Here is a 25,761-nt window from a genome sequence, read left to right as displayed (position 1 = left end):
CGCCATGTACACACTCGGAATCAATGCGGTCTATCACGACAGCGCGGCCGCGCTGCTGCGTGACGGCGTGGTGCTCGCCGCCGCCGAAGACGAACGTTTCACGCACGTCAAGCACGCCAAACGTCCGGTGCCGTTCTCGACCTGGCAGCTGCCATTCGACGCGATCGACTACTGCCTGAAAGCCGCCGGCATCACGCTCGCCGACATCGACCACGTCGCTTACTCGTACGACCCCGCGCTGTTCGGCGGCATGCCGAACAAGCCGGGCGCGACGATCGAGCTGCCGTTCGATCCGGCCGGCACGCGTCCGGACAATCCGTCCGCGTCGTCGTGGGATCCGCTCTTTCTCAGCTATATCGCGAACGCGAAGGGGCAGTTGCTCGACGGCGCGCCGCATCATCTGCGCAAGCGCTTCCAGGGTGTGGATCGCGAGCACGGCTTTGCGTGGCACTTCGTCGAGCACCATCTCGCGCACGAAGCGAGCGCGTTTCTCGCGGCGCCGTTCGACGACACCGCCGTGCTGACGATGGACGGCCGCGGCGAAGGCGTGACGACCAGCATGGGGCAATTCGTCGGCGGTGAGTACACGCGTCTGAAACAGGTCGAGTTGCCGCACTCGCTCGGCTTGCTGTACGAAGCGGTGACCGACTGGCTCGGCTTCCTCCACTCGTCGGACGAGTACAAGGTGATGGCGCTCGCGTCGTACGGCAAGCCGGCCTATGTCGACGTGTTTCGAGAGATCGTCAAGTACCGCCAGGACGGCAGCTATACCGTCGATGCGCCGCGTCTGACCGAGCGCTTCGGTCCCGCGCGCGAACGCGGCGGTCCTCTTGAGCAACGCCACTTCGATATCGCCAATTCGTTGCAGCGCGTGCTCGAGGAGACCGTGCTGGAACTCGCGCACTGGCTGCATCGGCAGACCGGTTTGAGCCGGCTCTCGATGGCGGGCGGCGTCGCATTGAACTGCGTGATGAACTCGAAGGTGCGCGATGCCGGGCCGTTCAGCGAAGTGTGGGTGCAGCCGGCGGCCGGCGACGCCGGCACCGCGCTCGGCGCGGCGCTGTGGACCGACTATCGCGAGCGTGCCGCGCGCGGCGAGCGCGAGCGTCGCTGGAAAATGGATCACGCGTATCTCGGGCCTGAATACAGCGAAGCGGAAATCGAGCAGTTCCTGCGCTGGTCGAAAGTGCCGTACCGGCGCCTCGACGATATCGCCGGCGAGACCGCCGATCTGCTCGCGCAAGGCAAGGTGATCGGCTGGTATCAGGGCCGCACCGAATTCGGGCCGCGCGCTCTCGGGGCGCGCTCGATCCTCGCGTCGCCGATCGATCCGCACATGCAGGCGAAACTCAACGAGATCAAGGATCGCGAAGACTTCCGCCCGGTCGCGCCGGTCGTGATCGAAGAGGAAGCAAACGACTGGTTCGTGAACGGTCAAACCGCGCCGTTCATGCTGTTCATCTTCGACGTGCGCGCCGACAAGGCCGCGCGCATTCCCGCCGTGCGGCATGTGGACGGCACCGCGCGCGTGCAGACCATCAACCGCGCGCAGCACCCGCTGTACTACGACCTGCTGGCCGCGTTCAAGCAGCGCACGGGCGTGCCGATCCTCGTCAATACGTCGTTCAACACGCGCGGCGAGCCGATGGTGAATTCGCCGCGCGACGCGGTCGAGTCGTTCTGGACTTCGCCGCTCGACGCGCTCGTGATCGGCCCGTTCCTCGTCGATAAGGCGGGGGGCCGCGTATGAACGCGTCGGTCATGTGTCCGGCGCCACTGCATGGCGGCGTGGCCGCGCGCTACAGCAGTGAGGATGCCGAGGAAACCGGCCGCACGCTGCGCACGCCGTCGTGCCCCGACGTGTCGGTGGTGGTGCCCACCTATCGCCGTCCCCAGATGCTCGCGAACTGCCTCGACGCGCTGTGCGCGCAGCAGTTCGCGCCACATCGCTACGAGATCGTGGTCTGCGACGACGGTCCCGACGACGCCACGCGCGCCTGCGTCGAACGGTTCGCGCGCGAACAGGCGCCGCGTGGATTGGAGGTGCACTACCTGCCGGTCACGCGCACCCAGGGTCCCGCCGGCGCGCGCAACGCGGGCTGGCAGTATGCGCGCGCGTCGCTGATCGCCTTCACCGACGACGACACGCTGCCCGATCCGCACTGGCTGACGGCCGGCGTCGCGGCGCTCGCGTCCGGCGCCACGGCGGCCGCCGGCAGGATCGTCGTGCCGCTGCCCGAGCTACCCGAGCTGCCGACCGATTACGAAGCGGACGCGAGCGGCCTCGCGCGCGCCGAGTTCGCGACCGCGAACGTGTTCGTCACGCGCGCGGCGCTCGTCGCGACGGGCGGCTTCGACGAACGGTTCACGTCGGCATGGCGCGAGGATTCGGATCTGCAATTCACGCTGCTTACCGCCGGCGGCCAGATCGTGCGCGCCCGCGACGCGGTGGTCGTGCATCCGGTGCGGCCCGCGCGTTGGGGCGTCAGCATCGCGCAGCAGAAAAAGAGCCAATTCGATGCGCTGCTTTACCGCAAGCATCCCGAACTGTTTCGAACGCGCATCGGCTCGCGGCCGCCGCTGCTGTATTACGCGATTCTCGCCGCCGCGTTGCTCGCGATCGGCGCTGGGTTCGCGGATCTGCCGATTCTCGCGGGCGCGGGTGTGATCGCGTGGTGCTGGTTGACCGGCTATTTCTGCGCGCGTCGGCTGCGCGGGCGCGATCACGGCTGGCGCCATGTCGCCGAAATGATCTGGACGTCCATTCTGATTCCGTTCCTGTCGATCTACTGGCGACTCTATGGCGCCATCCGTTTCAAGGTGTTCTTTCCATGACCGTACCCTCGCTGCTGGCGGCGCTCGCGCCGCGCCGTATCGTCGTGTTTCGCGCGCTGCAGCTCGGCGACATGCTGTGCGCGGTGCCCGCGCTGCGCGCGCTGCGCGCCGCCGCCCCCGATGCGCAGATCGCACTGATCGGACTGCCGTGGGCGCGCGCGTTCGTCGAGCGCTATGCGGCGCTCGTCGACGAGCTGATCGTGTTTCCGGGCGCCGTCGGTTTTCCCGAGCAGCCCGAAACGGACGATGGCTTGCCCGCGTTCTTCGCGCGAATGCGCGACCGGCATTTCGATCTGGCGATCCAATTGCACGGCAGCGGCGGCGTCGCCAACGACCTGCTGCATCGACTCGGCGCGCGTGCCGATGCCGGCTTCGTGCAGCCCGACGAGGCCACGCGCGAAGGCTGCTTCATCGATTGGCCGGATGCGCAGCCGGAGCCGGAGCGCTATCTCGCGCTGATGAGCGCACTCGGCGCGCCGGTACACGACCGGCGCCTGGCGTTCCCGCTCACCGCGCCCGACCTCGATGAGTTTGCCGCGCTGCGCGCGTATCACGGCATCGAAGACGAGCGGCTCGTGCTGATCCACCCCGGCTCGCAATTGCCGTCGCGGCGCTGGCCCGCCGAGCGCTTCGCGGCCGTCGCCGACCACCTCGCCGCCGACGGCTGGCAAATCGCGATCACCGGCACGGCCGCCGAAGCGCCGCTGACCTGCGCGGTGCTCGGCGCGATGAGCGCGCCCGCGCTGCATCTGGCCGGTGCGACGTCGCTCGGCGGGCTCGCGGCACTGACGGCGCATGCGCGGCTCGTGGTCTGTAACGACACCGGCATCTCGCACATCGCCGCGGCGATGGCGACTGCGTCGGTCGTGATCGCCTGCGGCAGCGACACGCGCCGGTGGGCGCCGCTCGATCATGCGCGGCATCGCGTGCTGGCCGACTATCCGGCGTGCCGGCCGTGCATGTTTCGCGAGTGCCCGTACGGCCATCCATGCGCGCTGAACATCGGCGTCGATGAGGTGGTCGAGACCGCCCGCGAGCAGCTTGCGCGCGCACCCGGCGCGCAGCCGGGCGCGCCCGGCAGTCTGCATGAGGGACCCGTTTCGTTGTTTTACGAGGAACTGCACCATGCTGCGTAATTGCCGCCGACTGCGCGTGCTGACCTGGCACGTGCACGGCAACTACATGTACTACTTGAGCCAGACGCCGCACGATTTCTATCTGGTGACGAAACCGGGTCATCCGCCCGGTTACGCCGGCAAGGTCGGCGTCTTGCCGTGGGGCAACAACGTGCACGAGATCGCGATCGACGACGTCGCCAATCACGAGTTCGACGTGGTGCTGTACCAGCATCGCACGCACTGGGAATACGACCGCGAGCACGTGCTGAGCGCCGCGCAGCGGGTCCTGCCGCGCGTCTACGTCGAGCACGATCCGCCGCAGGAAAACGCGTTCGCGCAATGGCATTGGGTGGACGATCCCGGCACGCTGCTCGTTCACGTCACGCACTTCAACCGGCTGATGTGGGATAGCGGCGTCACGCCGACGCGCGTGATCGAACACGGCGTCGTGGTGCCCGACGGCGTGCGTTACAGCGGCGAGCTGCAGCGCGGCATCGTGGTCGTCAATCATCTCGCGCAGCGCGGCCGGCGGCTCGGCGCGGACGTCTTCAGCGAAACCCGCACGCGCGTGCCGCTCGATCTCGTCGGCATGGACGCGCAGCGGCTCGACGGCATCGGCGAAATCGGCAATCTCGATCTGGCCGCGTTCAGCGCGCGCTACCGCTTCTTTTTCAATCCGATCCGCTGGACCAGTCTCGGTCTCGCGATCGTCGAGGCGATGACGATCGGCATGCCGATCGTCGGTCTCGCGACCACCGAGCTCGCCACCGTGATCCGCAACGGCGAAAACGGCTTCGTGCATACCGACGTCGACGCGCTCGTCGACGCGATGCTCGGGTTGCTGCGCGATCCTGGCGAAGCGCGGCGGCTCGGCGAGGGCGCACGGCGCACCGCGCTGGAGCGTTTTCACATCGACCGTTTCGCGCAGGACTGGCACGACGCGCTGCTGCACGTCACCGCGTGACGCCACGCCGCTTTTCAACGCCAATGCGCTCCAACCACAGGATCACGCACCATGAAAGAACTCACGCGCAAGCGCATTCTGGTTACCGGCGGCGCCGGCTTTCTCGGCTCGCATCTGTGCGAACGGCTCGTCGCGCAAGGGCACGACGTGCTGTGCGTCGACAACTTCTACACCGGCACGAAGGACAACATCGCGCATCTGCTCGACTGTGCGAACTTCGAGCTGATGCGTCACGACGTAACGTTCCCGCTATATGTGGAAGTCGACGAAATCTATAACCTCGCGTGCCCCGCTTCGCCGATTCACTACCAGTACGATCCGGTGCAGACCACGAAGACCAGCGTGCATGGCGCGATCAATATGCTTGGGCTCGCCAAGCGCGTGAAGGCGCGGATTTTCCAGGCCTCGACCAGCGAAGTGTATGGCGACGCGCTCGTGCATCCGCAGAAGGAAAATTACTGGGGCCACGTGAATCCGATCGGCCCGCGCTCGTGCTACGACGAAGGCAAGCGCTGCGCGGAAACGCTGTTCATGGACTATCGCCGCCAGCATGGTCTGTCAATCCGCATCGCGCGCATCTTCAACACCTACGGTCCGCGCATGCACCCGTCCGACGGCCGCGTGGTGTCGAACTTCATGATGCAGGCGCTGCGAGGCGAACCGCTGACCGTCTATGGCGACGGTACGCAGACGCGTTCGTTCTGCTACGTCGACGACATGATCGATGCCTTCATCCTGCTGATGAATAGCGCCAACGATCCGGGCGGCCCGGTCAACCTCGGCAACCCGCACGAAGTGTCGATGCACGAGATCGCGCAACGCATCGTCGCGGTGACCGGCTCCGCTTCGCCGCTGGAAACGCAGCCGCTGCCGGCAGACGATCCGTGGCATCGGCAGCCGGACATCTCGCTGGCCACCAAACTGCTCGGCTGGCAGCCGGGCATGTCGCTCGATGAAGGGCTGCTGCGCACCGCGCATTATTTCCGCGCGCGCATCGAGGCGAGTCGGCCGACCCCGCCGCAGCAGGTGGGCGAACGAATCTCGTGACGCGCAACAAAAAGAAGCGACCGCGAAGGTCGCTCGGGGAGCAGTGCCACGGAGGCCGCTCAAAAGCCATGCCGCGAAGGGCGTGCGGGCTATGGCATTGGGTTCATGAGGAACGGATGGTCGACTCGGCGTCGCTCGTCAGCACCGTCATCGGTCCCGCGCTCAACGCGGCCGAGATGATCGCGAGGCGATCGGCCGGGCAATCGACCAGATCGACGCTCAGCGACTCGCGTCCGCCCGCGGTGCTCACGTGCGCGGACCAGCCGCACACTTGCGCATGATGTTCGATCAGGCTCTTCCAGACTGCGACGACTCGTAGTGATCCCGGGCTTGCATAAACAGTCAGACGTTTCACGTTCATGGCTTTCATACGGCATCGCGCCGCGCCTCGGGTCCGGATCTCAACGTTTGATAATGCTATGTAGGTTGAGGTTAGACGTGTGAACTTTCAAAGCAAAGCACATGCCCCTGTCCGTAACCGGTCTGTTACGGACAGGGGCATGTGCGCGCACGTCAGGGCTATCTGGCGCTTTCCACACAATCGGCCGTGCGAAACGCGCCGTGCGGAATGCCCGAACGGCGATGCGGTAAGAACGGTACGAAACAGATCGGCAGGTATTTTCTACATCGCGGGCGTGTCCGCGCGAATGCGCATCACGGTCTGGCGCGAAGTGCCGAAGCGTCGCGCGACTTCGCTGACCGACTGTCCTCTGCCGAGGGATTGCAGCACGCGTTGGCGCTGTTGTTCGGACAGCGACGGCGGCCTGCCTGTGTGTTTGCCGCTAGCGCGAACGGCCGCGAGACTATCGCGGCTGCGCAGGCTGCGGCACGCGGCATCGAGCCGTACCAGCGCGCGCAGCGCCTTCACCGCGGACGGCTCGGGACGTCCGGCCAGATCGGTATGGCCGACTTCGACGCAACGCAGCGCCGCGCCGGCCTTCCGGCACTGCATCACGGTGGCGAGAATGTCGCGCGCATTGCAGCCGAGCGCAGCCAGCTCGAGCACGACGAGCGTGTCGCGCGGCGCGATGCGCCGGATCAGACTCTGCAGTTCGGGGCGTTCGCGTCCCTGCGTGTAGGTCGGCAGATCCTCGACCACGAGCCGCGCGAGCGTGACCATGTAGCCCGCCTTGTCGAGCCGGATCAGCGCCTGCTCATGGCGAAGCGCATCGTGCGCGCCGAACAGATAGATGTGTAGTTTTTCCACGTCGCCTTCGTAGTCACGATCCGCCATTCGCGGCGTTGTTTCACCAGGAATTCCGTTAGTTCGAGCGACGACGCTTGCACGCGTCGTCACTCATCGCGCTCAGGGCTGCCGCTGGCCGCCCTGATGCGTCGGAGGAGTCTGGTTCTGTTGCTGCTGTCCGCTGTCTCGGCCGGGTTGCGCCGGGTTCGACGGCTGTCGATTGGAATTCTTGTCCGAGGTCATGAGGTTCTCCTGTGTGAGATTGCGGGTGACCGTGGCTAACCACGGCCATCGTGACTAACTCGCAATCAGCGTTCCCGGTCGCTGCGCCGCCGCGTGAGACCGTTCGGCGCGGGCATGCAGGTGCCTCGCAATGAGGCTTCTGCTGTCGACGCAAGCGACCCGGAGAAGGAATTTTGGAAGTGTATCAATCGCGTTGAGCGTCCAATACGGTTGGCGTGGGTATTGGCGCGATTGAACTGTGATTGTGTGTGAGCAATGGACGCGCGGCATGTAGCGGCCGCGGAATCCGGCTGGCGGAAAGGAATGTAGCGCCTTGCTCAATGCCCGGCGCAAAGAGGCCGTCCGGAGACGAGCCGCCGCGAAGAAAGCGACGGCTCGCTCGCCCTTTACTGAACCTGGCTGCGCAGCGTCTTCGCGGCGGCAACCATGTTCGTCAGCGCAGGAATCACTTCAGCCCACTGGCGTGTCTTCAGGCCACAGTCCGGGTTCACCCATAGACGCTGGGCTGGAATGCGCTCGGCCGCCTTTTTCATCAATTGCACGATGTGCTGCTGCGTGGGGATGTTCGGCGAGTGAATGTCATAGACGCCAGGACCGATCTCGTTCGGGTAGTTGAAGTCGTCGAATGCGGCGAGCAGCTCCATGTCCGAACGCGAGGTCTCGATCGTGATGACGTCCGCATCCATACCGGCGATCGACGCGATGATGTCGTTGAACTCCGAATAGCACATATGCGTGTGGATCTGCGTTTCGTCACGCACGCCGTTCGCGGTGATCCGGAACGACTCGACCGCCCAGCGCAATAACTCACCCCATTGCGCGCGACGCAGCGGCAGGCCCTCGCGCAGCGCGGCTTCGTCGATCTGCACGACGCGTACGCCGGCCTTTTCCAGGTCGAGCACTTCTTCGCGGATCGCCAGTGCGAGCTGGTAGCACGACACCGAACGCGGCTGGTCGTCGCGCACGAACGACCAGTTGAGAATCGTCACCGGGCCGGTCAGCATCCCCTTCATCGGCTTGTTCGTCAGCGACTGCGCGTAGCTGATCCATTCGACCGTCATCGCCCGCGGTCGGCTGATGTCGCCGAACAGGATAGGCGGCTTCACGCAGCGCGAACCATACGACTGCACCCAGCCGAACTGGCTGAACGCGTAGCCGTCGAGTTGCTCGCCGAAGTATTCGACCATGTCGTTGCGTTCGGCTTCGCCATGCACGAGCACGTCGAGACCCAGCGCTTCCTGTTCACGCACGCTGCGCTCGATTTCCCGCCGCATCGCGTTCCGATAGCCTTCCCGATCGAGCGCGCCGCTCCTGAATTGGCTGCGAGCGTGGCGGATTTCCGCCGTTTGCGGAAACGAGCCGATCGTCGTGGTCGGGTATGCGGGTAGTTCGAGCAGCGCGGCCTGCTTCGCCGCGCGCTCGGCATAGGCATGCTGGCGATTGCCGAGATTCGCATCGATGCGCGCGAGCGCGGCCTTCACCGCCGGGTTGTTCACGCGCGGCGACTCGCGACGCGCGGCAATCGCGGCCGCATTGGCGGCGAGCTCATTGGCGACCATGTCGCGTCCGCCGTTCAGCGCGGTGGCGAGCACCTTCAGCTCGTCGAGTTTTTGCAGCGCGAACGCGAGCCAGGAGCGGATTTCCGCATCGAGCTTCTCTTCGCTCGCGAGATCGACCGGCACGTGCAGCAGCGAGCACGACGGCGCGAGCCACAAGCGATCGCCGAGTTGGCGCGCGAGCGGCGTGATCCAATCGAGCGCGGCGTTCAGGTCGGTCTTCCAGATGTTGCGGCCATTGATCGCGCCGACCGACAGCACACTGTCCGGGGGCAGCTTGCGCGCGGCGAGCGCGACTTCGTCGCGTGCGTTGATTGCGTCGATGTGCAAACCGTCGACGGGCAAGCCGCACGCGAGTTCGAGGTTCTCTTTCAGCTGGCCGAAATAGGTAGCGAGCAGCAGCTTGACGCCCCGTTCCTCGAAGCCTTGATACGCGGTCACGAACGCGTCGCGCCATGCCGGATCGAGTTCGGTGACGAGCACCGGCTCGTCGATCTGCACCCACTCGACATCCATCACCTTGAAATAGTCGAGCAACGCGCGATAGACGGGCATGATGCGAGCCAACAGCGCGAGTTTGTCGGAGTCGTCCTTCGCCTTGCCCAGCCATAGATAGGTGATCGGGCCAATGATCACCGGCTTCGCCTTGACGCCCTGCTCACGCGCTTCACGCAACTGTTCGAGGAAGCCGGACGTGTCGAGGTTGAACGTCGTATCGGCGGTGAATTCGGGGACGATGTAGTGGTAGTTGGTATCGAACCACTTCGTCATTTCGCCGGCCGCGACGCCGCCGCAGCAGGCGGCGTGCTCTTCGGCACCCTGCGCCGAACGGCCGCGCGCGACGCGGAAGTAGTTGTCGAGCTTGTCGCCATGAAAGCCCTGCACGCGTGCCGGCAGATTGCCGAGCGTGAAGCTCATGTCCAGCACATGGTCGTAGAACGCGAAATCGCCGACCGGTGCGAGATCGAGTTCTTTCTGGTCGTTCCAGTGACGCGCGCGCAGTTGGGCGCCTAGTGCTTTCAGTTCGTCGCGCGACGACTCGCCCTTCCAGTAGCGTTCGAGGCCGAACTTCAGTTCGCGTTTTGCGCCGATGCGCGGGAAGCCGAGATTATGTGTCGTGACCATGGAGGCTGCCTTCCGATGAAAAAATGCAAGGAACGAGGTAAGGACTGGCAGCCATGATAGGGGCATCGTTCCATGAAGAAAAATGGCATTATTTCATTTATTCATTAGTTTTGTTCATTCGAGGTGACGAGTCGCGCGTTGCATCGCGGATGTGCAATGCCATGTTTTTTCGGCCATCACGCGTCGACAATCACTTCGAAACCGCCATAGATTAGCCGCTGGCCATCAAAAGGCATCGGGTCTTTATCTGGTTGCAGCCGCGGATCGGCCATTACCGCTTTCATTCCTTCGTCTCGCGACTGATGCGACGGCCAGACGACCCAGGAGAACACCACCGTCTCATCATCCTTGCGCTTGATCGCCATTGGAAACGACGTCACCTTGCCCTCCGGCACGTCATCTCCCCAGCATTCGACCACCTTCAATGCGCCGTGCTCCTTGAAGACGGCCGCCGCTCTTTCGGCGAACTGTCTGTAAACTTCGCGGTTGGCTGTAGGCACGGGGACAACAAATCCATCGACGTAAGTCATTCGCAAACTCCTTTTTCCCATACGGACTATAGGTGCCGGTCGGCAACGCATCGCGACGTGACCGCCCATACGCACGACGAGCGGGGAGTCAAGAAATCGACAATAGATACCGATTGCCGGCAATACTGCCTACCGTGTCGAATGTCTCAAGGTGGCCGTTCCCGGCTTCCTTCCGGGTTTTTGCCCTCCTTTAACGAGATGCCGGGGTGCTGGGCGAAAAACAGACCAGGTGAATGGAGGCAATCGCTGGCTGTCCCGCCACTGGGCGGGCGGTAACTAGCAGCTAGCAGTCAATGGGTTAATGGCTCACCTGCCAGCGTAGGACCGGGTGACTCGTGCCGGCCGGAATGACCCACGCGCCGGTCGGTCCAAAGTCCCAGCCGACGAAGCTGGCCGGATCGCTCATCTGCGCGGTAGTGAGACCGTTGGATGCCGGCAGTTGCGGACCGGTGCCCGCGCTGACGCTGCGTGTCGTGGTCTGTTTGTCCCAGTAGACGTTGGACGCGAGCGGCACTCCAGCCGGTAAGCCCTGGACGGCGACGATGCCGCCATAAGTGCCATAATCTGGGCCCTGGAAGCTTGGTCCTAAGACTGCGCCCGACGCAAACGACTGCTCGATGAGGCCGTTATTTGAAAGAGCCAGTCCCCCAGCGCTGAATGGGCCGTACACTTGCCCCGTTGCATACGACTGCGAAATCGTTCCGTCGTTAGCGCCGACCAGACCGCCACCGGAGCCATGATTGCCGCCGCTCACCGGCCCTGTCGCATAAGATTGCACGATCGTACCGCCGTTGCCGCCGACGAGGCCGCCGAGGAGGCCGGCAGAACCGACGAACGCGCTGCTCCACGAGCGCTCGATCAGGCCGTCGTTGCGTCCCACCAGGCCGCCGAGCAACGCACCTTCGAACGCGCCGGAGCCGCGGCGGCCGGTAGTATAGGCGTAGGTAATCAAGCCCTGATTCTCGCCGGCCAAAATGCCAAGCGGGATCCCGCCCGGGAAATAGATATTGGTCGCGACCGTGGCGTTGGTCATCCCGACATTCCGCACGACACCGGTCGGCCCGATCGCGCCGAACAGTCCCATCGCCGGCTGCTCGGTGGAGCTCTGATCGAGCTGCATGAACCTGTCGATCACGTGGCCCATCCCGTCGAACTGGCCGGAAAACGGCGTGGTCGCATTGCCGAGCGAAGAGAAAGCGAAAGACGTATCGGTCGCACTGGCGTCGAGGTCTTTGCCGAGCGCATATGCGCCCCCGAGATCGAGCGCGATGTTCTGTAAATCGCCAACCGAATTGACCAGCCTGTAGCCGGTCACCTGGGTGATGAGACCGCTATACGGAGCTGCTGTCCATGCGCTGTTCGCCACGATCGTGCCGGGGCTGTAACTCCCGTTCATGTCATAGAGCGCGCTGACGATGCCGGTACTTTTCGACCAGTCGATGGTCCCATCGCTGGTCATGCTGCCGCCGTTGTCGATGCCTGACGCGTCGGCCCGTAAGGTCAGGTTGCCCGTACCGTTGTTCGCGATGGTCGTACCCGACGTCACCGAGACGTGGCGGTACGCCGCGAGCGCGAGCGAAGCCGGACCTGACCAGCGCAGGCTCGACGCGACGCCCAGGTCGCCCGTCGCGCCGTTGGCGCCCGTCGTGGTGATATTGACCGAGGTGCCGTCGTTCAGGCTGCGGCGCAACGCGTGCGCGGCGGCATCATCGATCGTGAAGGCGGGGATCGAGACATTCCATTGGCCTGCATCGACCACTGTGTGCTTGCCGAACGTCAGTTGTGCCGCCTGTGTATCGACCGTTCCGCCGCTGCCGTCCGCGTTGCTTGCGGCGATCCTGCCGAGTTGGTCCACGCGGCCGCTGTCGGCCACCAGCCACACATGGCCATCGCGGCTGGCCGTGCCCGTCGCGCGGATGCGCGTGCCGCTGCCTGCGAGCGCATAGACGTTGCCGTCGGCGGCCTGCAGGCTGACCTGCGCGGCGGTTATCCGCCCGTTGTTGACGACCGTGCCCTGACTGCCCGTCTGAACGAACACCTGCCGGCTGCCCGCGGAGTCCTGCAACAGCAACTGGCCCCCTGTTGCCAGCTCCGCCGTGCCGTTGGGCGCTGCCACGGTGCCGGCGTTGATGACTGCGTGTCGCGCAATCAGGAACACATCGCCGCCGCTCGAACTGATCCTCCCAAGGTTGATCACGCCTGCATCGGAGTCGCCCGCAAGTGTGAGCGTGCTGCTGGCGCTCATGAATGCACTGTTGCAGACATCGAGGGTGGACGCGACGAAGCGGCCACCCGTGCTGATCACACCCGACGGACCCACGACGATGCCTTGCGGATTGATCAGATACAGGCTGCCTGTTGCACTGAGCATGCCGAGAATGGCCGAGGGCGAGCCACCCGTCACGCGGTTCAGGGTTGCGCCCGTGCCGTTGTCGAACGTCACGCTGTTGTGCCTGCCGATCGAGAAACTGTTCCAGTCGATCACGCCGCGCGTCGAACCCGGCTGCGTGATCAAAAGACCGTTGCCCTGGCTAGCTATCGTGCCCGTACCGGCGGTATATGTGCCGCCTTGCGGAAGGCGACCCGCGCCGAACGCAACAGGTGTCAGGGACAGTCCAGTCAGCGCAATGCCGACGGCAAGCCAGATGTGTCCGCGCGAGTGCTGTCGACACAGCGCGCGTCGCGGGGGCCAAGGTAGTTTCGAATGTGACATACAGCCCCCTTTCCGCTGCGTGCGGAATGGCTGCCGACAACCCGCAGAGCCGACCGGAAACGCATGAGTCGCCGTGTCTGAAGAATAGCAATCGGCGTCGCGAATGCATGCCGATATCTCAACGTTTTGCGCCGTCCAGTGCGGACTTTTGCCATCTCCTGGTGACGCCCACACGCAAAGCGGCCGTTCAGCCAGGCTCCGCCGGGCGCTTTGTTATCGAAATGCCTGCCGGATCCCCAGCGCAATCATGAGCCCTCCACATGTGAGGTCGATCCATGCCTTCGCGCGACGATACGCCGTCGCAATCACCGTGTGCGATAGAACGAGCGCGACTGCTCCGTACCAGCATGTCGCTGATGCACCGACAGTAGCAAGCATCGCGAAGAACGTCGGCATGGAAACGTGGGTGGGCACCGCTGAGGAAAACACCGCCGCATAAAAGGCGATGGACTTCGGGTTCGCGATATTTGTCGCGATACCTTGCAGGAACGCGGCACGAAACAGAGGCGCCTTCGTTGGGTGGCGTGCTCCTGATGGGGTTGCCCGTGCCGACACAACGAGCCGCAGCCCGAACCAGATCAGATAGGCCGCGCCAGCAAGCCTAACGCCGACGGCGAGCCACGGGAAAATAGCGAACACCATTCCGATGCCAAGGATGGCGCAAGTCGCCCAGAACAGATTCACCGTCACGATTCCGGCGACAAGCGCGAGCGCATCGGAGCGTCTGCCGGCGACCGCCTTGTGAGTGACTGCGACGAAGTTCGGCCCGGGTATGACGACACCCGCCGCATACACAGAAAAGACTATCGCGATAGCAGACCAATCAACCATTGGCAGCCTCAGTGAAAAGTGGCTGTACACAACGTGGGGTTGCTTCATCGGCTAGTATTCTGAAGCAATTCACGACTGCCCGCTGCTGGCCGACTCCGGAAGCAGCAGACCAAACGCTCAATCGCTGGACGTGCGATTCGTACGCTCGCAAACATGGCGTCACTGAACTCCAACCTTGTTCGCACCCAACCCCACGCGATGCAAGGCTCCGCCCAGATCCAACATCTCAAGGCAAACACAGCCGCGGATGCAAAGTTGAGCGCTTTCTAGTCCTGGTGAGGGTGGAAGGAACCGAAGGCCGGTGAGGCCGCAATCTCTTGCTTGCGATATGCGCTTCCGAGTCCCGAGTGCAAAGTGCCGGAGTTCCTTAAATCAGCTCGCCCCCCGTTGCCAAGGGGCACGGGCTCTGCGATATTGAGCACCATTTCAATCCGAGGGAAGCATGGTCACTGTCAAGACAAAAGACTGGGGATTGCAGTTCAAGCACCTGGAGGCGCACATTGGTAACGTCGCCGCAGCCGTGAAGCAGCATGAGGCTGACCTCAAGGATGAATTGTCCAAAGTGGCGGCAGGAGGCGGGCAGCATGCCTATGCACGGCACGGCTGGCAGACGGGCTGGCAGGCGCAGATGGTGCGCGCGGTTGCGGGAAAAACACCAGATCAAGCCTTTGATCCCTATGGCTGCAATCCCGAGATTCGTACCTGGGGTCGAGTCATGATCGCAGACCCCGCTGGTCTGGTGATCGGATACTACGGACTCGGTGCCGATGGTCGTCGCGTAGTGGCACCGGTTCAACCCACCTTCACGCCCCTGCCTGATACGGCAGCTCCCCCGAAGGGAGCATCCGCAGGCCACTTCATTTCGCCCATGGCCCAGCACCTGGCGATGACCTCCAGCAAGACCAAACTGAAGGCCTGGGGAGTTTGGACACGTGCGCAGCGGAAAAAGGGTGCTTTGACAGCATTCCACGGCGTTCGGCGTGTTGCCTTGACAGTGAAAGGCCCCGGTCCCCTGCTTGGCTTGGGCTTCAATCTCCCGAAAACGGCAACGCCCCGATCCGAAGAAGAGGCCCGCTGGCTGCTGGAGGCATTCGAGCGACGCGCAACCTTCAAACAGGTGATGGATGGTTGTCCATTCAGCTCGGCGCAAGCGCGCAAATCTCTCCAGATTGCCCTGGAAACGCTGCACCACGGCTCTACGCTAGCGCTGCGATCGTTGAACCCCATCGCATTTCCCCAGCTATCCAGCTTTTTCGACGCTCTGGAACTCGAAGTCCAAGGCAGCTACGGTGTGCTCAGCGTCTGGGATCGCGTGGCACCTCCCACTGGCTGGAGCCTCGTGACAGCTTATGCCACGGGCGGCCCAACGCTTACGGAACAGATTGAACTCAGCGTGGACGGGAGCAGCAAGCCTGACGGGACCCTCACCGGCATGGTTTCCGACGGAGTGAAGACGAAAACCGGCACCGTTAAAGACGGCAAAGTTATCTTGACCTGACTGCCCCCCCGATGGTTTGAAGAGTGCCTTACCTACATGTCGGCGGATTCAGGCAAGTGCGTCCGGATCTCGCGTGACAGATGTTCAGGCAGTGGCTTGCGCGGTGCCTGTTCCGCGGCTGTGCGCGGCGTTGCGAATCGACCGTTTCCTGCAGTGTGAGCACTGCGCGTCACGCTCACGCAGCGCCCTCTCCTGGCTGAGCAGCATGGCCTTCAGCGTTTCGACATCGGCGGGAAGTGGGTTCGCGCGCGTCATGCGGGCAGTTTACGCACCGGCAACGGCGTTTACAACGCTAAGGTCGGTCGAGCCGTTCTCGTCAGTTGCCGCCAGTCGATGCCTTCCAGCAGCATTGATAGTTGCGCCGGGCTCAGGCTAATGACGCCGCCATCGGCTTGAGGCCATACGAAGCGCCCCTTCTCGAGTCGCTTCATCAGCAGGCACATCCCATCGCCGCTCCACCACAGCACTTTCAGCACATCGCCGCGTTTGCCACGAAACACGAAGACCTGCGCTCAGAATGGATCCCGTTCAAGCACCGTTTGCACCTTGGCGGCGAGACTGTTGAATCATGCCCGCATGCCTTCACGCCCGCATCAAGCCACACACGCGTGCCGACAGGAAGACCGATCACGCATCAGTCTCCGCCGCGGCGCGCAACGTACGCAACACAACACGCAGCGTGGCTGCGTCGGGTGTGCCCTCGATACGCACGCGTGTAATACAGGCCGCAGGCCCGCTACTTCGAACAACGTAGTCATTGCTCGCAGGTGAAATCGCCGAACCGGAAACCGAAACATGAGGGTCTGCTTTCGGGTCTGTTGCGGGTCTGAGCCGATCGCGTCAGGCAGTGTCGGTCAGGTAGGGTCATTCGCTCGTACCGCCGGTCGGACATTCGGACAGCGGCTCAGAATCTGCAAACGGTCACTCGTCGCACTCGGAGGCGACTGTCCGAACGACATGGAACCCGGCGCCCTAATGGGAGGCCCCCCGCTGACGCCACTACAACAGCAACGATGCTGGAGCACGTGGCCGGGAACGCCGGCACGAAGTTTTGGTGATCAATGTTGATGCAGAGGGTCTGGGCAAGAAACTACCCTACAGAATTGCCGTGCGGGTCGGGCTAGCGCCGTCGCATGCCACCGAAGCCGCGCATGCCGCTGGGCGCTTGCATGCCGCCGAAGCCACGCATGCCGCCGGACGCTTGCATGCCGCCGAAGCCGCGCATGCCACTGGACGCTCGAACGCCGCCGAAGCCACGAATGCCGCCGCTCGGGAAAGGTCCGCGGTGAAAGCCCGCGCCCACCGGGTTGCCGAAGTGGTTGTGATCCAGTTGATGGAAATGACGGAAGTGGTGTAAGTGATGGAAACGATCGACGAAGATGAAGCTCACACCCGCGCCGATGAAAATCGGCGGCCCCCACCACCACGGGTCAGGATATGGGTAGGCGGCAACCGAATACCACAACACCCCGCCATCGGGACTCTGCTCGAACTGCCATGTCCCGTCACTTTGCAGGCACGCGCGCCCGATGATCTGTTGCATCGAACCGTCGATGTTCGCCTGCCCGGCGACCGCGCGGCAATTGGTGCTGTTGGCCTGTATGGGTGAGCCGTCATATGCTTGCGCGAACGCGGGGGCGGAAAAGCTGACGTAGACGAGTAACGCCCCAAAGCCAAGTATCTTGTCCATGATGGACTCTTGCATGTATCGCCGACGTTTCGACGCGCGAAGTCGTCGGCGTCGCCCGGCACATCGGCGTGCTTCACAAATTCAAACCGCCACGAAAAAACGCGCGGCCGAGGACGTGTTGCCTCACGATTAAACGATGCAGCAAGCCGGGTTATTCCGGAACGAAAGTCTGTCCGGCAGGGTCAGTTTATCCAGGTGATTCAATAGTTGAAGCCATCAAGCGAACTTCCGCACCGACCCGCTCGGAACATTCGACCCGGAAGGCCGACTACCGCCGATGGCACGAATCAGGCGGGACATCGATCGGGCCTGCGGTCTGTGAACGTCCTTTTTTCTCGTTGGGCTAAGAGCTAAGGCCCCCCGCCGTACGCGGGTCGCCGAGCAACGACAGGGCATCGTCGGTCGGAGTGCCGCGAACTCCGGTCGTCGCTGCAAATATGATGGCGACGGTGCGAGTTAACACAGAGATGAGTCTGTACGTACTTGCCTCCAGCATGAAGCGCGTTATTAAGCTCCTTGTTCACAACGGCTGATTGAGACGTAGCAAGGTAACGCCGCCAATTTGACGGCGCTGCCCCCACGCTGTGGCTTAGGACATCGTTGTATTGACGGTTCATGACAGATCTTAAGCGTTGAATGTGATTGAGAAGTCGCCTACAAATCGAACCGGAAAGCCAAAAATGCAACTCGAACCCCGAAAAGGCTCATTCGCGCGTGCGCTATGTGCAGAGCGTTACAGACGAATCTAATTGAAGGTAGAGCGGCTGTATAGCGCAGACATCCTCACGCGATCGACATTAATTATTTCGCTCTTCACTCTCCCGCGCAGGCGGCGTAGCAGGCTGTGATTGACCCGGCGCGACCAACATCGACGTCAAGCGAAACCGGCTTTACTTCTGGCTAACCCGTCATGCTGAACCACGCTGACGTGGCGGACGCCCAAATTGCGCAGCCAAAAGCAAGACGCTGGAAGAAACAGTGACCGCAGACTGCATCCGGATCGGGACCTTTCGCGTATATCCCAATGCAGAAGGGGAAGGTCGATGTCGGGTTGGCGATTCGTACCGTTGGTAGCCGCGCTTGTCCTCCTCTCAGGCGAGAGTTGGGCGAAACCGTATGTACCCGAAAGCGACGGCGTGGTGCTCGAACACCTTCCAGAGAAAAACGATCCGGCGCTTGCGCAACTGAAGCGCATGCGCGCGACGCTGATGATGAACCCGCGCGATCTCAACCTCGCAGTGTCCGTCGTGCGTCGCGCTCTCGAAGCGGGGCGCAGGCTGGGCGATCCGCGCTTCTTCGGCCAGGCGCAGGCCGCGCTGGCGCCGTGGTGGGACGCGGAGGATGTGCCGCCGACCGCGTTATTGCTGCGCGCGACGCTCAAGCAAAGCCAGCATGATTTCGAAGGCTCGCTTGCCGATCTGGATAGGTTGCTGGCCGCGCATCCAGCGCTCGCGCAGGCGCGACTGACGCGCGCCACAGTGCTCAGCGTGCGCGGGCGCTACGCGGACGCGCGGCACGATTGCGAGCAACTGAGGGGACTCGTTGCACCCATCGTCGTCATGGGGTGCGATGCGACACCGGCGAGCCTGACCGGCAACGCAGCGAGCGCCTACGGCGCGCTCGTGCAGGTGCTTGCGCAAGGTGCCGGCAGTCTCGATCTGCGCGAGTGGGCGTTGACGCTCGCCGCGGAAATTGCCGCTCGCCGCGGCGACTTCGATGCAGCCGAGCGACATTTCCGCGACGCACTTGCGCTCGACCCGCATGACGCTTATCTGCAGGGGGCATACGCCGATTTTCTGCTAGATCGCGGTCGTCCGCGGGAGTTGTTGCCACTTTTGCGTGATGCTGCAAAAAACGACATGCTGCTGCTTCGTTTAGTGCTGGCCGAGCAACAACTGCCGGAATTGCGCGAGTCATTCGCTGCGCACCGTGAGGATCTTTCGGCGCGCCTTGACGCTGCGCGTCGCCGCGGGGATAGCGTGCATCGCAGGGAGGAGGCGCGGTTTCGTCTCACAGTGGAACATGACGCCAAAGCGGCACTCATTCTCGCGCGCGAAAACTGGTTGGTCCAACGCGAGCCGTCCGACCTGCGGATTCTGATCGAAGCCGCGCGCGCGGCCGGCGATGCTGATGCCCTAAAGAACGCATCCGATTGGGTCGCCGCAATGCATCTCGAAGATGTGGCGATCGCCACGCTGCTGCAGGTACGGCAATGAAACGGGTCCTCCTCGCCTTAATGCTCGCATTGCTGATAGCGCCCGCGTTTGCGCATAAGGCAAGCGACGCCTACCTCACGCTTGAGCGCAGCGGGCAAGCGCTGCGCGGTCAGTGGGATATCGCGCTACGCGATCTCGACAACGCGCTTGGGCTCGATGAGAACGGCGACGGGGACATCACGTGGGGAGAAGTACGTGCGCGAAAGCGCGATATCGCGGCATATGCGCTTGCACACCTCAAGGTGTCCTCTGCTGGCAAACTTTGTGCGCTCGAACCGGCTGGGCAACTGATCGACTCGCACACTGATGGCACCTACGCAGTGCTGACGTTCACAGGACAATGTCCGCGGGCGAGCCCAACGCTTTCTATTGATTACCGGCTGTTCGAAGGCCTTGATCCCCAGCATCGGGGACTTCTCAACTTCGTCGAGAATGGCCAGAGCCGAAGCGTCATATTTAGCGCTGACGCGCCGCACCGCATTGTCGGTACCGATACCGGCGGGCCGTTGACGCAGTTCGCGATATATCTGAACGAAGGCGTATGGCACATCTGGACCGGATACGACCACATCCTGTTCCTGCTCTCGCTGCTGCTGCCTGCGGTGCTGATTCGTGAGGGGCGTGCATGGCAGCCGGGCGCATCGTTTCGCCAGGCACTCGTCGATGTCACCAAGGTTGTGACCGCATTTACGGTGGCGCACTCGATCACACTCACGCTGGCGGCGCTATCGATCGTCGTGCTGCCTTCGCGGCTCGTTGAATCGGGCATCGCCTTGTCGGTAGTGCTGGCGGCGCTAAATAACCTGTTTCCGCACGTGACGAACGGACGCTGGATGGCGGCGTTCGGTTTCGGCCTGCTGCACGGATTGGGTTTTGCAGGCGCGTTGCACGACCTCGGCTTGCCGGCAGGTTCGCTTGCGTTGTCGCTCGCGGGATTCAATCTTGGCGTCGAAGCAGGACAACTCGCCATCGTATTCGCTTATCTGCCACTGGCGTTCTCGTTGCGGGCAACCTGGACATACCGGCGCGTGGTACTTGCCGGCGGCTCAGCGGTGACCGCGACCATCGCCATGATCTGGCTAGTCGAGCGCGCACTTAACGTTGCCATATTTGGCTCGTTGGCCGCCACGTTATAACCTTGAAGGAGAACACCATGAGATCTGTTGCCCGCATCATGGCAGCCGTCGCGCTTTGCGCCGCGGCGCTTTGGAGCAGTGGAACACTCGCTGCCAGTCACCGCGAGGCCCCCCTGATTGCGAACGACCCGACCGCCGACAACACCGACTTTTACATGTTCCGGAGTTGGACGAACCCTAACAACGTCGTTTTCATTTTGAACGTGATTCCCATGCAGGACCCTGACGCCGGGCCGAACTATTTCAATTTCGGCGATGACGTGATTTATCGCATCAACGTCGACACCAATGGCAACGGCAGGGCCGACGACCTCGTCTATGAAATCCGCTTCAAGACCGAATTGCGCGGGGATCTGGCGAACCAACAGCTGCCGCTGTCATATGCCGCGCTACCGCCGATCACTGCGCTCGACGGCCCGGGCTCGGACGGTCTGATCCTGCGCCAGAGCTACACGGTGACGCAAGTGCGTCACGGCGAGCGCACCAATCTGGGTACCCAGACGATGTTCGCGGTCCCGTCCAACGTGGGACCGCTAACGATGCCCAATTACGAAGCTCTGGCCGCACAGGGTATCTACTTGCTGGCGAACGGCGGCAAGGTCTTTGCCGGCCAGCGCGGTGAGACGTTCTACATCGACCTGGGGGCAGTGTTCGACACTGTCAATCTGCGCCGCACGCCACCCGTGTTGACACCGGCGGAGGATGCCAACGATCACGTGAATCCTTTTGGCAATGACACGTTCTCCGGCTTCAACATCAGCTCCATTGCGATCGAAGTGCCAATCAGCACGGTGACGTCCAAACCCAATGCCGTAATCGGCGCGTACGTGTCCACATTGCGTCGGGAAGGCCGCGGAATGGACCGCGATGACGACAGAGCCGGACGTTGGGTGCAGGTGTCCCGCATGGGCAATCCACTCGTCAACGAATTGATCATTGGGACCGACACGAAAGACAAATGGAATGCGACCGATCCGGACGACGAAGCGCACTTCCTGGGTTTCTATCTCAACTCAAGGCTGGCGACTGCACTCAACCTGCGGTTCGGCTTGACGATTCCCACGACTAACCGGACCGATTTGGTCAACGTGCTTCTCAAGTATCCGTCCCAACCGCAGACTGGGACGTGCGGCGCACGCGATTGCTCGGAACTTCTGCGGCTCAATCTGGGTGTTTCTCCGACACCACCTGCGCAGCAGCGTCGCCTCTCAGTTCTTGCTGGGGACAACGCCGGCTGGCCCAATGGGCGGCGCCCGAATGACGACGTGACCGATATCGCACTGAGGGTCGTTGCGGGCCGCCTGACAGGCGCGCCGACGGGCAATCTGTTGCTGGGTGATGGCGTGAACTTCAACATCGGTGCCGAAGGCAGCAACTTGACCGCGAACGGCATCTATACGATCTTCCCCTACCTGCCGACACCGCACGCAGGGAGAAATCGCCGCCACATCGACTGCGGTGAAGCGGCTGCCAATCCCTGCTGAATGGTGATTGAGGTCCGCCGCGATCCGGCATAAGGTGTTCGCGGCGGTCGACAATTGCACAAAACATCACCAATGCTTAAGCAGAGAGATCTGGCAGGCACTGTGATCTGGAAGATCGTGCGCGCGACGAGTTCGCGCTGGCCCACAATTGACCGCGGCCGGGCAAGGCCACACCGGCCGTTCCAACGAGCGCGGTGACGGTCGGCGAAAAGTTCCTCCAGGCTCTTCGGCTTACTCATCGCCGACTCTTTTATTCGTTCAGCTCAAAACGCTAACCGATTCGCTGGCGCGATTTGCAGCAGACGCGTCAGATCGGCCTCTCGGCAGTTCAGGACGCATACAAGCGGGTTTTCCGCTGAACGGACCGACACAAAATTTTGCGCTGCACACAAAAACTGAGCAAAAAGTACAGACAAACTGCCCCGTTTTGGTGTGGATGGCACTCCGGCCAGGTGCTAACTTGTGCTCGCTATCTGCCGGCAGGCAAAACTCGCCGCCCGATAACGCGGATTCGAACGAAAACCTACAAGGAGACAGCGGTGAAAAGGTTCCCCTATTGCACACTGTGTGCACTGCTGAGCGCGAGCGTGCCGATCGTGTCGGTCGCGCAAACGTGCGACGTCCCAGTCCTCAAAGTGCTTGCGCAGAAGAGTCTCGGCCTGACCGTGATGGAAAAGTCCTTGCCGGACTACCAGAAGAAGACCGGCACGAAGATCGAAATCAGCTATTTCGGAGAGAACGACCGCCGCGCGAAATCACGGCTCGACGCATCGACCGGCGCTGGGTCCTACCAGGTCTATTACGTGGATGAAGCAAACGTCTCCGAGTTCGCGACAGCGGGCTGGATCGTGCCCTTGCTGAAGTACTACCCCAAGGATGCCGATTACAACGATTTCCTCCCCGGACGCCGCGCCGTAGCGAGCTACAAGGGCGTCGCGTATTTCGCGCCCCTGATTGGCGGTTCCGATTTCCTCTTTTATCGCCGGGATATTCTCGACAAGGCACACATGCCCGTGCCGCGCACGCTCGACGAACTGGTTGCCGACATCAAGAAGCTGAACGCGCCGCCGAACCTCTACGGTTGGGTTGCGCGAGGCCAGCGCGGCTCTGGCATGAACGTCTGGCGCTGGGCGCCGTTCATGCTGGCTGAAGGCGGAAAATGGACCGACAAGGAGCAGCAACCCGCGTTCAATTCGCCGTCCGCCGTCAAGGCCACGCAGCTTTACACGGACCTCTTCAAGTACGCACCGCCCGGCTCGACCACCTACGACTGGAGCAACGCACTCGAGGCATTCCGCTCCGGCAAGGTGGCGTTCATGATCGAGTCAACTCCGTTCGCCGACTGGATGGAAGACCCCACCAAGTCGAGTGTCGCTGACAAGGTCGGCTACGTCCGGCCGCCGGCACCTCTGCCCTCCGCCGCTTACGGGCATGGCCTGGCCATTTCCGCGGTTGGCGCGAAGGACGAATGCAGCCGGCAGGCCGCAGGCAAGTTCATCGCGTGGGCAACGAGCAAGGAACAGGAGCAGGCGCGTTTGCGCGAGAACGTGTTCAGCGACTACAACCGCACCAGCACGATCGAAAGCGACTACTTCCAGAAGCACGTCAAGCCGCAGATCCTCGCCGGATTGAAGGATACGACGCCGGTGTCGAAGGTCACGTTCTGGCCAAGCCCGCAATGGCCGGATATCGGCGACAACCTCGGCGTGGCGCTCGAGGAGATCTTTACGGGCACCCAAAAGGACATTCAGGGTGCGCTGAACGATTCGACCCAGTACGCGCAGGATGCCATGGAGCATGCGCGCAAGTGAGCAGCAGCACGGGGATGAACGCGAGGCGCGCGAATCCCCTCTGCGAACGGGAGCGGCAGCAGACGCTCCTGAGTGGTTCGATGCTGGAGATCTGAATGTTCAATCGCGGAAAGACTAGCCTTCCGTTCGTGTTTCTTGTACCGCCTCTCGTTGCGATGGCGGTGCTGGGATTCGTCCCGACCGTCGCGGCAATCAACCTCGCGCTCAGGAATCGCGTGCTGCGCTACCCGGATAGCGAACTGGTGTGGTTTCGCAATTTCGTGCGCCTTGCCGCCGACCGGCGCTTTATCAACTCCATTGAAGTTTCAGTGATCTGGGAGATTGTCACGGTGCTCGGTGCGGTCGCGCTCGGCATCGTCGTTGCAATTTATCTGTTCGAGCACGTGCACGGCCGGTTGCGCAATGCCATCAGTGTTTTGTTGATCATTCCCGTGCTGTTGCCACGCGTTTCCGCGGCGTTTATCTGGAAGTTCATGTACTCGCCGCTCAACGGCATCCTCAGCTGGCTGGTCGGTCTGTTCGGTTTTACGAACACGGCCTTTCTCTCCGATCCGGGGCTCGCGCTCTATGCGGTCGCGCTGGTCGATGTCTGGCAATGGGGGCTGTTCTTCTCGGTGGTCGTGCTAAAGCTGCTCGAAACGCTGCCGCCCGAGCCGCTCGAAGCGGCACGGCTCGACTATGCGAGCACCTGGCAGGTCTACGCCTACATCGCGCTGCCGATGCTCAAGGCGCCGATCATGAGTCTCGTGTTCATCAAGATGGTGGAATCGCTGCGCTCGTTCGACCTGATTTACGTAATGACCAAAGGCGGCCCGGGCGTCTCCACCGAAACGCTGGACCTGTATGCGTACTCCCAGGGGATCGGTCTCGCGGGAAAGGTGTCGTACGCATCGAGCATGGCGGTGTTGATGATGGCCGCAACAACCTTGATTTTCACGCTTATCTGGAAGCGGGTGAACAAATGGGAAGACTGATCTCCCGCAGTACGATCCTGTTGTTTGGCGTGGCGCTCGCCGTGGTGGCGGTGTTTCCCGTCCTTTGGGCAGTACTCAATTCGCTGAAAAACCTGCTCGATATCGTCACACCCACGCCGCGTTTCATCTTTACGCCGACTCTGGACAATTACCGGCAGGTCATTTCAAGCCCGGAGGTGCTGATCGCGCTGGAGAACAGTTCCGTGATCGTGGGCACCGCGGTCGTGCTGGGCACGCTGCTCGGCGTGCCGGCGGCCTATGTGATCGCGCGTTTTCACGTTCCCGCAAAACGCGACATCCAGTTCTTTCTGTTGTCGCTGCGTTTCCTGCCGCCCGTGGCAATCGCGATTCCACTCATTGCGATCTGGGTAGACCTGGGTCTGTATGACACGCGTTTCTCGATGATAGTCACCTATCTGCTGACGACGTTGTCCACCATCACATGGCTGTCGATACCCGTATTCCAGCGTATGCCGCGCGAGATCGAAGAGGCCGCCACGCTCGACGGCTATGGACCTTACGCGGTGTTCTGGCGCATTGCGTTGCCGACCTGTGGCAACACGCTGCTGGGCGGCATCATATTCAGTTTCGTGCTGGTCTGGAACGAACTGATGATAGGCCTCGCATTGACGTCCTCGCGCAGCGCCACCCTGCCCGTCGTGGCGTCTGCCTTTACGTCGCTCGGACAGGAAGTGCCGTGGGGCGTGATCAATGCGTCGACGGTCCTGCTCGCGCTGCCACCGATCATCTTCGTGGGCGTGCTGATCCGCTTGCTGAACTCAATGCTCAAAGGAAAATGAGGAG

20 protein-coding genes are annotated in these 25,761 nt (G+C 62.6%); 12 read left to right on the top strand and 8 right to left on the bottom strand.

The genetic code is table 11. The features are described from left to right. The first annotated feature begins 4 nt into the window (after positions 1–4). The 5 genes from ACLFKU_RS25705 to ACLFKU_RS25685 are packed head-to-tail and all read left to right on the top strand — an operon-like array spanning position 5 to position 5,964. Entirely contained in the window at positions 5–1,750 is a 1,746-nt protein-coding gene (locus ACLFKU_RS25705; protein WP_410850947.1) for a carbamoyltransferase, read from the top strand. Beyond that, positions 1,747–2,835, top strand: coding sequence for a glycosyltransferase family 2 protein (locus tag ACLFKU_RS25700; protein ID WP_368624147.1), 1,089 nt, complete (start codon positions 1,747–1,749; stop codon positions 2,833–2,835). The genes ACLFKU_RS25705 and ACLFKU_RS25700 overlap by 4 nt, the downstream gene beginning before the upstream one ends. Continuing rightward, a complete protein-coding gene (locus ACLFKU_RS25695; protein ID WP_410850946.1) occupies positions 2,832–3,971 on the top strand; it encodes a glycosyltransferase family 9 protein in 1,140 nt (379 codons plus the stop codon). The genes ACLFKU_RS25700 and ACLFKU_RS25695 overlap by 4 nt, the downstream gene beginning before the upstream one ends. Beyond that, positions 3,961–4,917 carry a glycosyltransferase family 4 protein gene (locus ACLFKU_RS25690; RefSeq protein ID WP_410850945.1) on the top strand — a complete coding sequence of 319 codons (957 nt, stop codon included), beginning with the start codon at positions 3,961–3,963 and terminating at the stop codon, positions 4,915–4,917. Before ACLFKU_RS25695 ends, ACLFKU_RS25690 begins: the two co-directional genes overlap by 11 nt. A gap of 51 nt (positions 4,918–4,968) precedes the next feature. Then, on the top strand, positions 4,969–5,964 hold the full coding sequence (locus ACLFKU_RS25685) for a UDP-glucuronic acid decarboxylase family protein (protein ID WP_410850944.1): 996 nt from the start codon (positions 4,969–4,971) through the stop codon (positions 5,962–5,964). A 103-nt stretch (positions 5,965–6,067) separates the two neighbouring features. On the opposite strand, the gene ACLFKU_RS25680 is transcribed toward ACLFKU_RS25685, so the two are convergent. The 6 genes from ACLFKU_RS25680 to ACLFKU_RS25655 all read right to left on the bottom strand — a co-directional run bounded on the left by ACLFKU_RS25680 (position 6,068) and on the right by ACLFKU_RS25655 (position 14,148). Continuing rightward, complete coding sequence (locus ACLFKU_RS25680) at positions 6,068–6,334, bottom strand: hypothetical protein (RefSeq protein WP_368584238.1); 267 nt, start codon at positions 6,332–6,334, stop codon at positions 6,068–6,070. A gap of 252 nt (positions 6,335–6,586) precedes the next feature. Next, positions 6,587–7,198, bottom strand: a complete 612-nt coding sequence (locus tag ACLFKU_RS25675) for a recombinase family protein (RefSeq protein WP_410842502.1) — start codon at positions 7,196–7,198, stop codon at positions 6,587–6,589. A gap of 581 nt (positions 7,199–7,779) precedes the next feature. Beyond that, positions 7,780–10,074 carry a 5-methyltetrahydropteroyltriglutamate--homocysteine S-methyltransferase gene (metE, locus tag ACLFKU_RS25670; protein ID WP_410850943.1) on the bottom strand — a complete coding sequence of 765 codons (2,295 nt, stop codon included), beginning with the start codon at positions 10,072–10,074 and terminating at the stop codon, positions 7,780–7,782. A 176-nt stretch (positions 10,075–10,250) separates the two neighbouring features. After that, positions 10,251–10,604: a DUF1428 domain-containing protein gene (locus ACLFKU_RS25665; RefSeq protein WP_008920469.1), complete on the bottom strand. Its 354-nt coding sequence runs from the start codon at positions 10,602–10,604 to the stop codon at positions 10,251–10,253. 298 nt (positions 10,605–10,902) lie between these two features. Continuing rightward, positions 10,903–13,317 carry a filamentous hemagglutinin N-terminal domain-containing protein gene (locus ACLFKU_RS25660; RefSeq protein WP_410850942.1) on the bottom strand — a complete coding sequence of 805 codons (2,415 nt, stop codon included), beginning with the start codon at positions 13,315–13,317 and terminating at the stop codon, positions 10,903–10,905. A 213-nt stretch (positions 13,318–13,530) separates the two neighbouring features. Further along, positions 13,531–14,148, bottom strand: a complete 618-nt coding sequence (locus ACLFKU_RS25655; RefSeq protein WP_368584298.1) for a LysE family translocator — start codon at positions 14,146–14,148, stop codon at positions 13,531–13,533. Positions 14,149–14,590: 442 nt separating this feature from the next. Between ACLFKU_RS25655 and ACLFKU_RS25650 the strand changes: the two genes are divergently transcribed. Then, positions 14,591–15,646, top strand: coding sequence for a hypothetical protein (locus ACLFKU_RS25650; protein WP_410850941.1), 1,056 nt, complete (start codon positions 14,591–14,593; stop codon positions 15,644–15,646). A gap of 284 nt (positions 15,647–15,930) precedes the next feature. Here the strand turns inward: ACLFKU_RS25650 and tnpB are convergent, their stop codons facing one another. Further along, positions 15,931–16,122: an IS66 family insertion sequence element accessory protein TnpB gene (gene tnpB / locus ACLFKU_RS25645; protein ID WP_410850940.1), complete on the bottom strand. Its 192-nt coding sequence runs from the start codon at positions 16,120–16,122 to the stop codon at positions 15,931–15,933. A gap of 644 nt (positions 16,123–16,766) precedes the next feature. Continuing rightward, entirely contained in the window at positions 16,767–17,336 is a 570-nt protein-coding gene (locus ACLFKU_RS25640; protein WP_410850939.1) for a hypothetical protein, read from the bottom strand. 1,043 nt (positions 17,337–18,379) lie between these two features. Between ACLFKU_RS25640 and ACLFKU_RS25635 the strand changes: the two genes are divergently transcribed. The 6 genes from ACLFKU_RS25635 (at position 18,380) to ACLFKU_RS25610 (ending at position 25,757) form a co-directional block, all read left to right on the top strand. Then, a complete protein-coding gene (locus tag ACLFKU_RS25635) occupies positions 18,380–19,552 on the top strand; it encodes a tetratricopeptide repeat protein (protein WP_410850938.1) in 1,173 nt (390 codons plus the stop codon). Next, entirely contained in the window at positions 19,489–20,688 is a 1,200-nt protein-coding gene (locus ACLFKU_RS25630) for a HupE/UreJ family protein (RefSeq protein WP_368584246.1), read from the top strand. Before ACLFKU_RS25635 ends, ACLFKU_RS25630 begins: the two co-directional genes overlap by 64 nt. A gap of 17 nt (positions 20,689–20,705) precedes the next feature. After that, positions 20,706–22,172 (top strand): DUF4331 domain-containing protein, encoded by a 1,467-nt coding sequence (locus tag ACLFKU_RS25625; RefSeq protein ID WP_410850937.1) that lies wholly within the window; start codon positions 20,706–20,708, stop codon positions 22,170–22,172. 539 nt (positions 22,173–22,711) lie between these two features. After that, the gene (locus ACLFKU_RS25620; protein ID WP_410850936.1) at positions 22,712–23,983 is read left to right on the top strand and encodes an ABC transporter substrate-binding protein; all 1,272 of its coding nucleotides are present in this window, start codon (positions 22,712–22,714) and stop codon (positions 23,981–23,983) included. A 95-nt stretch (positions 23,984–24,078) separates the two neighbouring features. Then, a complete protein-coding gene (locus ACLFKU_RS25615) occupies positions 24,079–24,957 on the top strand; it encodes a carbohydrate ABC transporter permease (protein ID WP_184129560.1) in 879 nt (292 codons plus the stop codon). Beyond that, positions 24,945–25,757: a carbohydrate ABC transporter permease gene (locus ACLFKU_RS25610; RefSeq protein ID WP_410850935.1), complete on the top strand. Its 813-nt coding sequence runs from the start codon at positions 24,945–24,947 to the stop codon at positions 25,755–25,757. Before ACLFKU_RS25615 ends, ACLFKU_RS25610 begins: the two co-directional genes overlap by 13 nt. Positions 25,758–25,761 lie beyond the last annotated feature (4 nt).

Source organism: Paraburkholderia sp. EG304 (assembly GCF_046543485.1).
Classification (GTDB): domain Bacteria; phylum Pseudomonadota; class Gammaproteobacteria; order Burkholderiales; family Burkholderiaceae; genus Paraburkholderia; species Paraburkholderia youngii.
This window is presented reverse-complemented; position numbering and strand designations above follow the sequence as displayed.

Coding starts and splice junctions, on each gene's coding strand:
- ACLFKU_RS25705 (WP_410850947.1), top strand. CDS start 5: ATGTACACACTCGGAATCAATGCGGTCTATCACGACAGCGCGGCCGCG.
- ACLFKU_RS25700 (WP_368624147.1), top strand. CDS start 1,747: ATGAACGCGTCGGTCATGTGTCCGGCGCCACTGCATGGCGGCGTGGCC.
- ACLFKU_RS25695 (WP_410850946.1), top strand. CDS start 2,832: ATGACCGTACCCTCGCTGCTGGCGGCGCTCGCGCCGCGCCGTATCGTC.
- ACLFKU_RS25690 (WP_410850945.1), top strand. CDS start 3,961: ATGCTGCGTAATTGCCGCCGACTGCGCGTGCTGACCTGGCACGTGCAC.
- ACLFKU_RS25685 (WP_410850944.1), top strand. CDS start 4,969: ATGAAAGAACTCACGCGCAAGCGCATTCTGGTTACCGGCGGCGCCGGC.
- ACLFKU_RS25680 (WP_368584238.1), bottom strand. CDS start 6,334: ATGAAAGCCATGAACGTGAAACGTCTGACTGTTTATGCAAGCCCGGGA.
- ACLFKU_RS25675 (WP_410842502.1), bottom strand. CDS start 7,198: ATGGCGGATCGTGACTACGAAGGCGACGTGGAAAAACTACACATCTAT.
- metE (WP_410850943.1), bottom strand. CDS start 10,074: ATGGTCACGACACATAATCTCGGCTTCCCGCGCATCGGCGCAAAACGC.
- ACLFKU_RS25665 (WP_008920469.1), bottom strand. CDS start 10,604: ATGACTTACGTCGATGGATTTGTTGTCCCCGTGCCTACAGCCAACCGC.
- ACLFKU_RS25660 (WP_410850942.1), bottom strand. CDS start 13,317: ATGTCACATTCGAAACTACCTTGGCCCCCGCGACGCGCGCTGTGTCGA.
- ACLFKU_RS25655 (WP_368584298.1), bottom strand. CDS start 14,148: ATGGTTGATTGGTCTGCTATCGCGATAGTCTTTTCTGTGTATGCGGCG.
- ACLFKU_RS25650 (WP_410850941.1), top strand. CDS start 14,591: ATGGTCACTGTCAAGACAAAAGACTGGGGATTGCAGTTCAAGCACCTG.
- ACLFKU_RS25640 (WP_410850939.1), bottom strand. CDS start 17,336: ATGGACAAGATACTTGGCTTTGGGGCGTTACTCGTCTACGTCAGCTTT.
- ACLFKU_RS25635 (WP_410850938.1), top strand. CDS start 18,380: ATGTCGGGTTGGCGATTCGTACCGTTGGTAGCCGCGCTTGTCCTCCTC.
- ACLFKU_RS25625 (WP_410850937.1), top strand. CDS start 20,706: ATGAGATCTGTTGCCCGCATCATGGCAGCCGTCGCGCTTTGCGCCGCG.
- ACLFKU_RS25615 (WP_184129560.1), top strand. CDS start 24,079: ATGTTCAATCGCGGAAAGACTAGCCTTCCGTTCGTGTTTCTTGTACCG.
- ACLFKU_RS25610 (WP_410850935.1), top strand. CDS start 24,945: ATGGGAAGACTGATCTCCCGCAGTACGATCCTGTTGTTTGGCGTGGCG.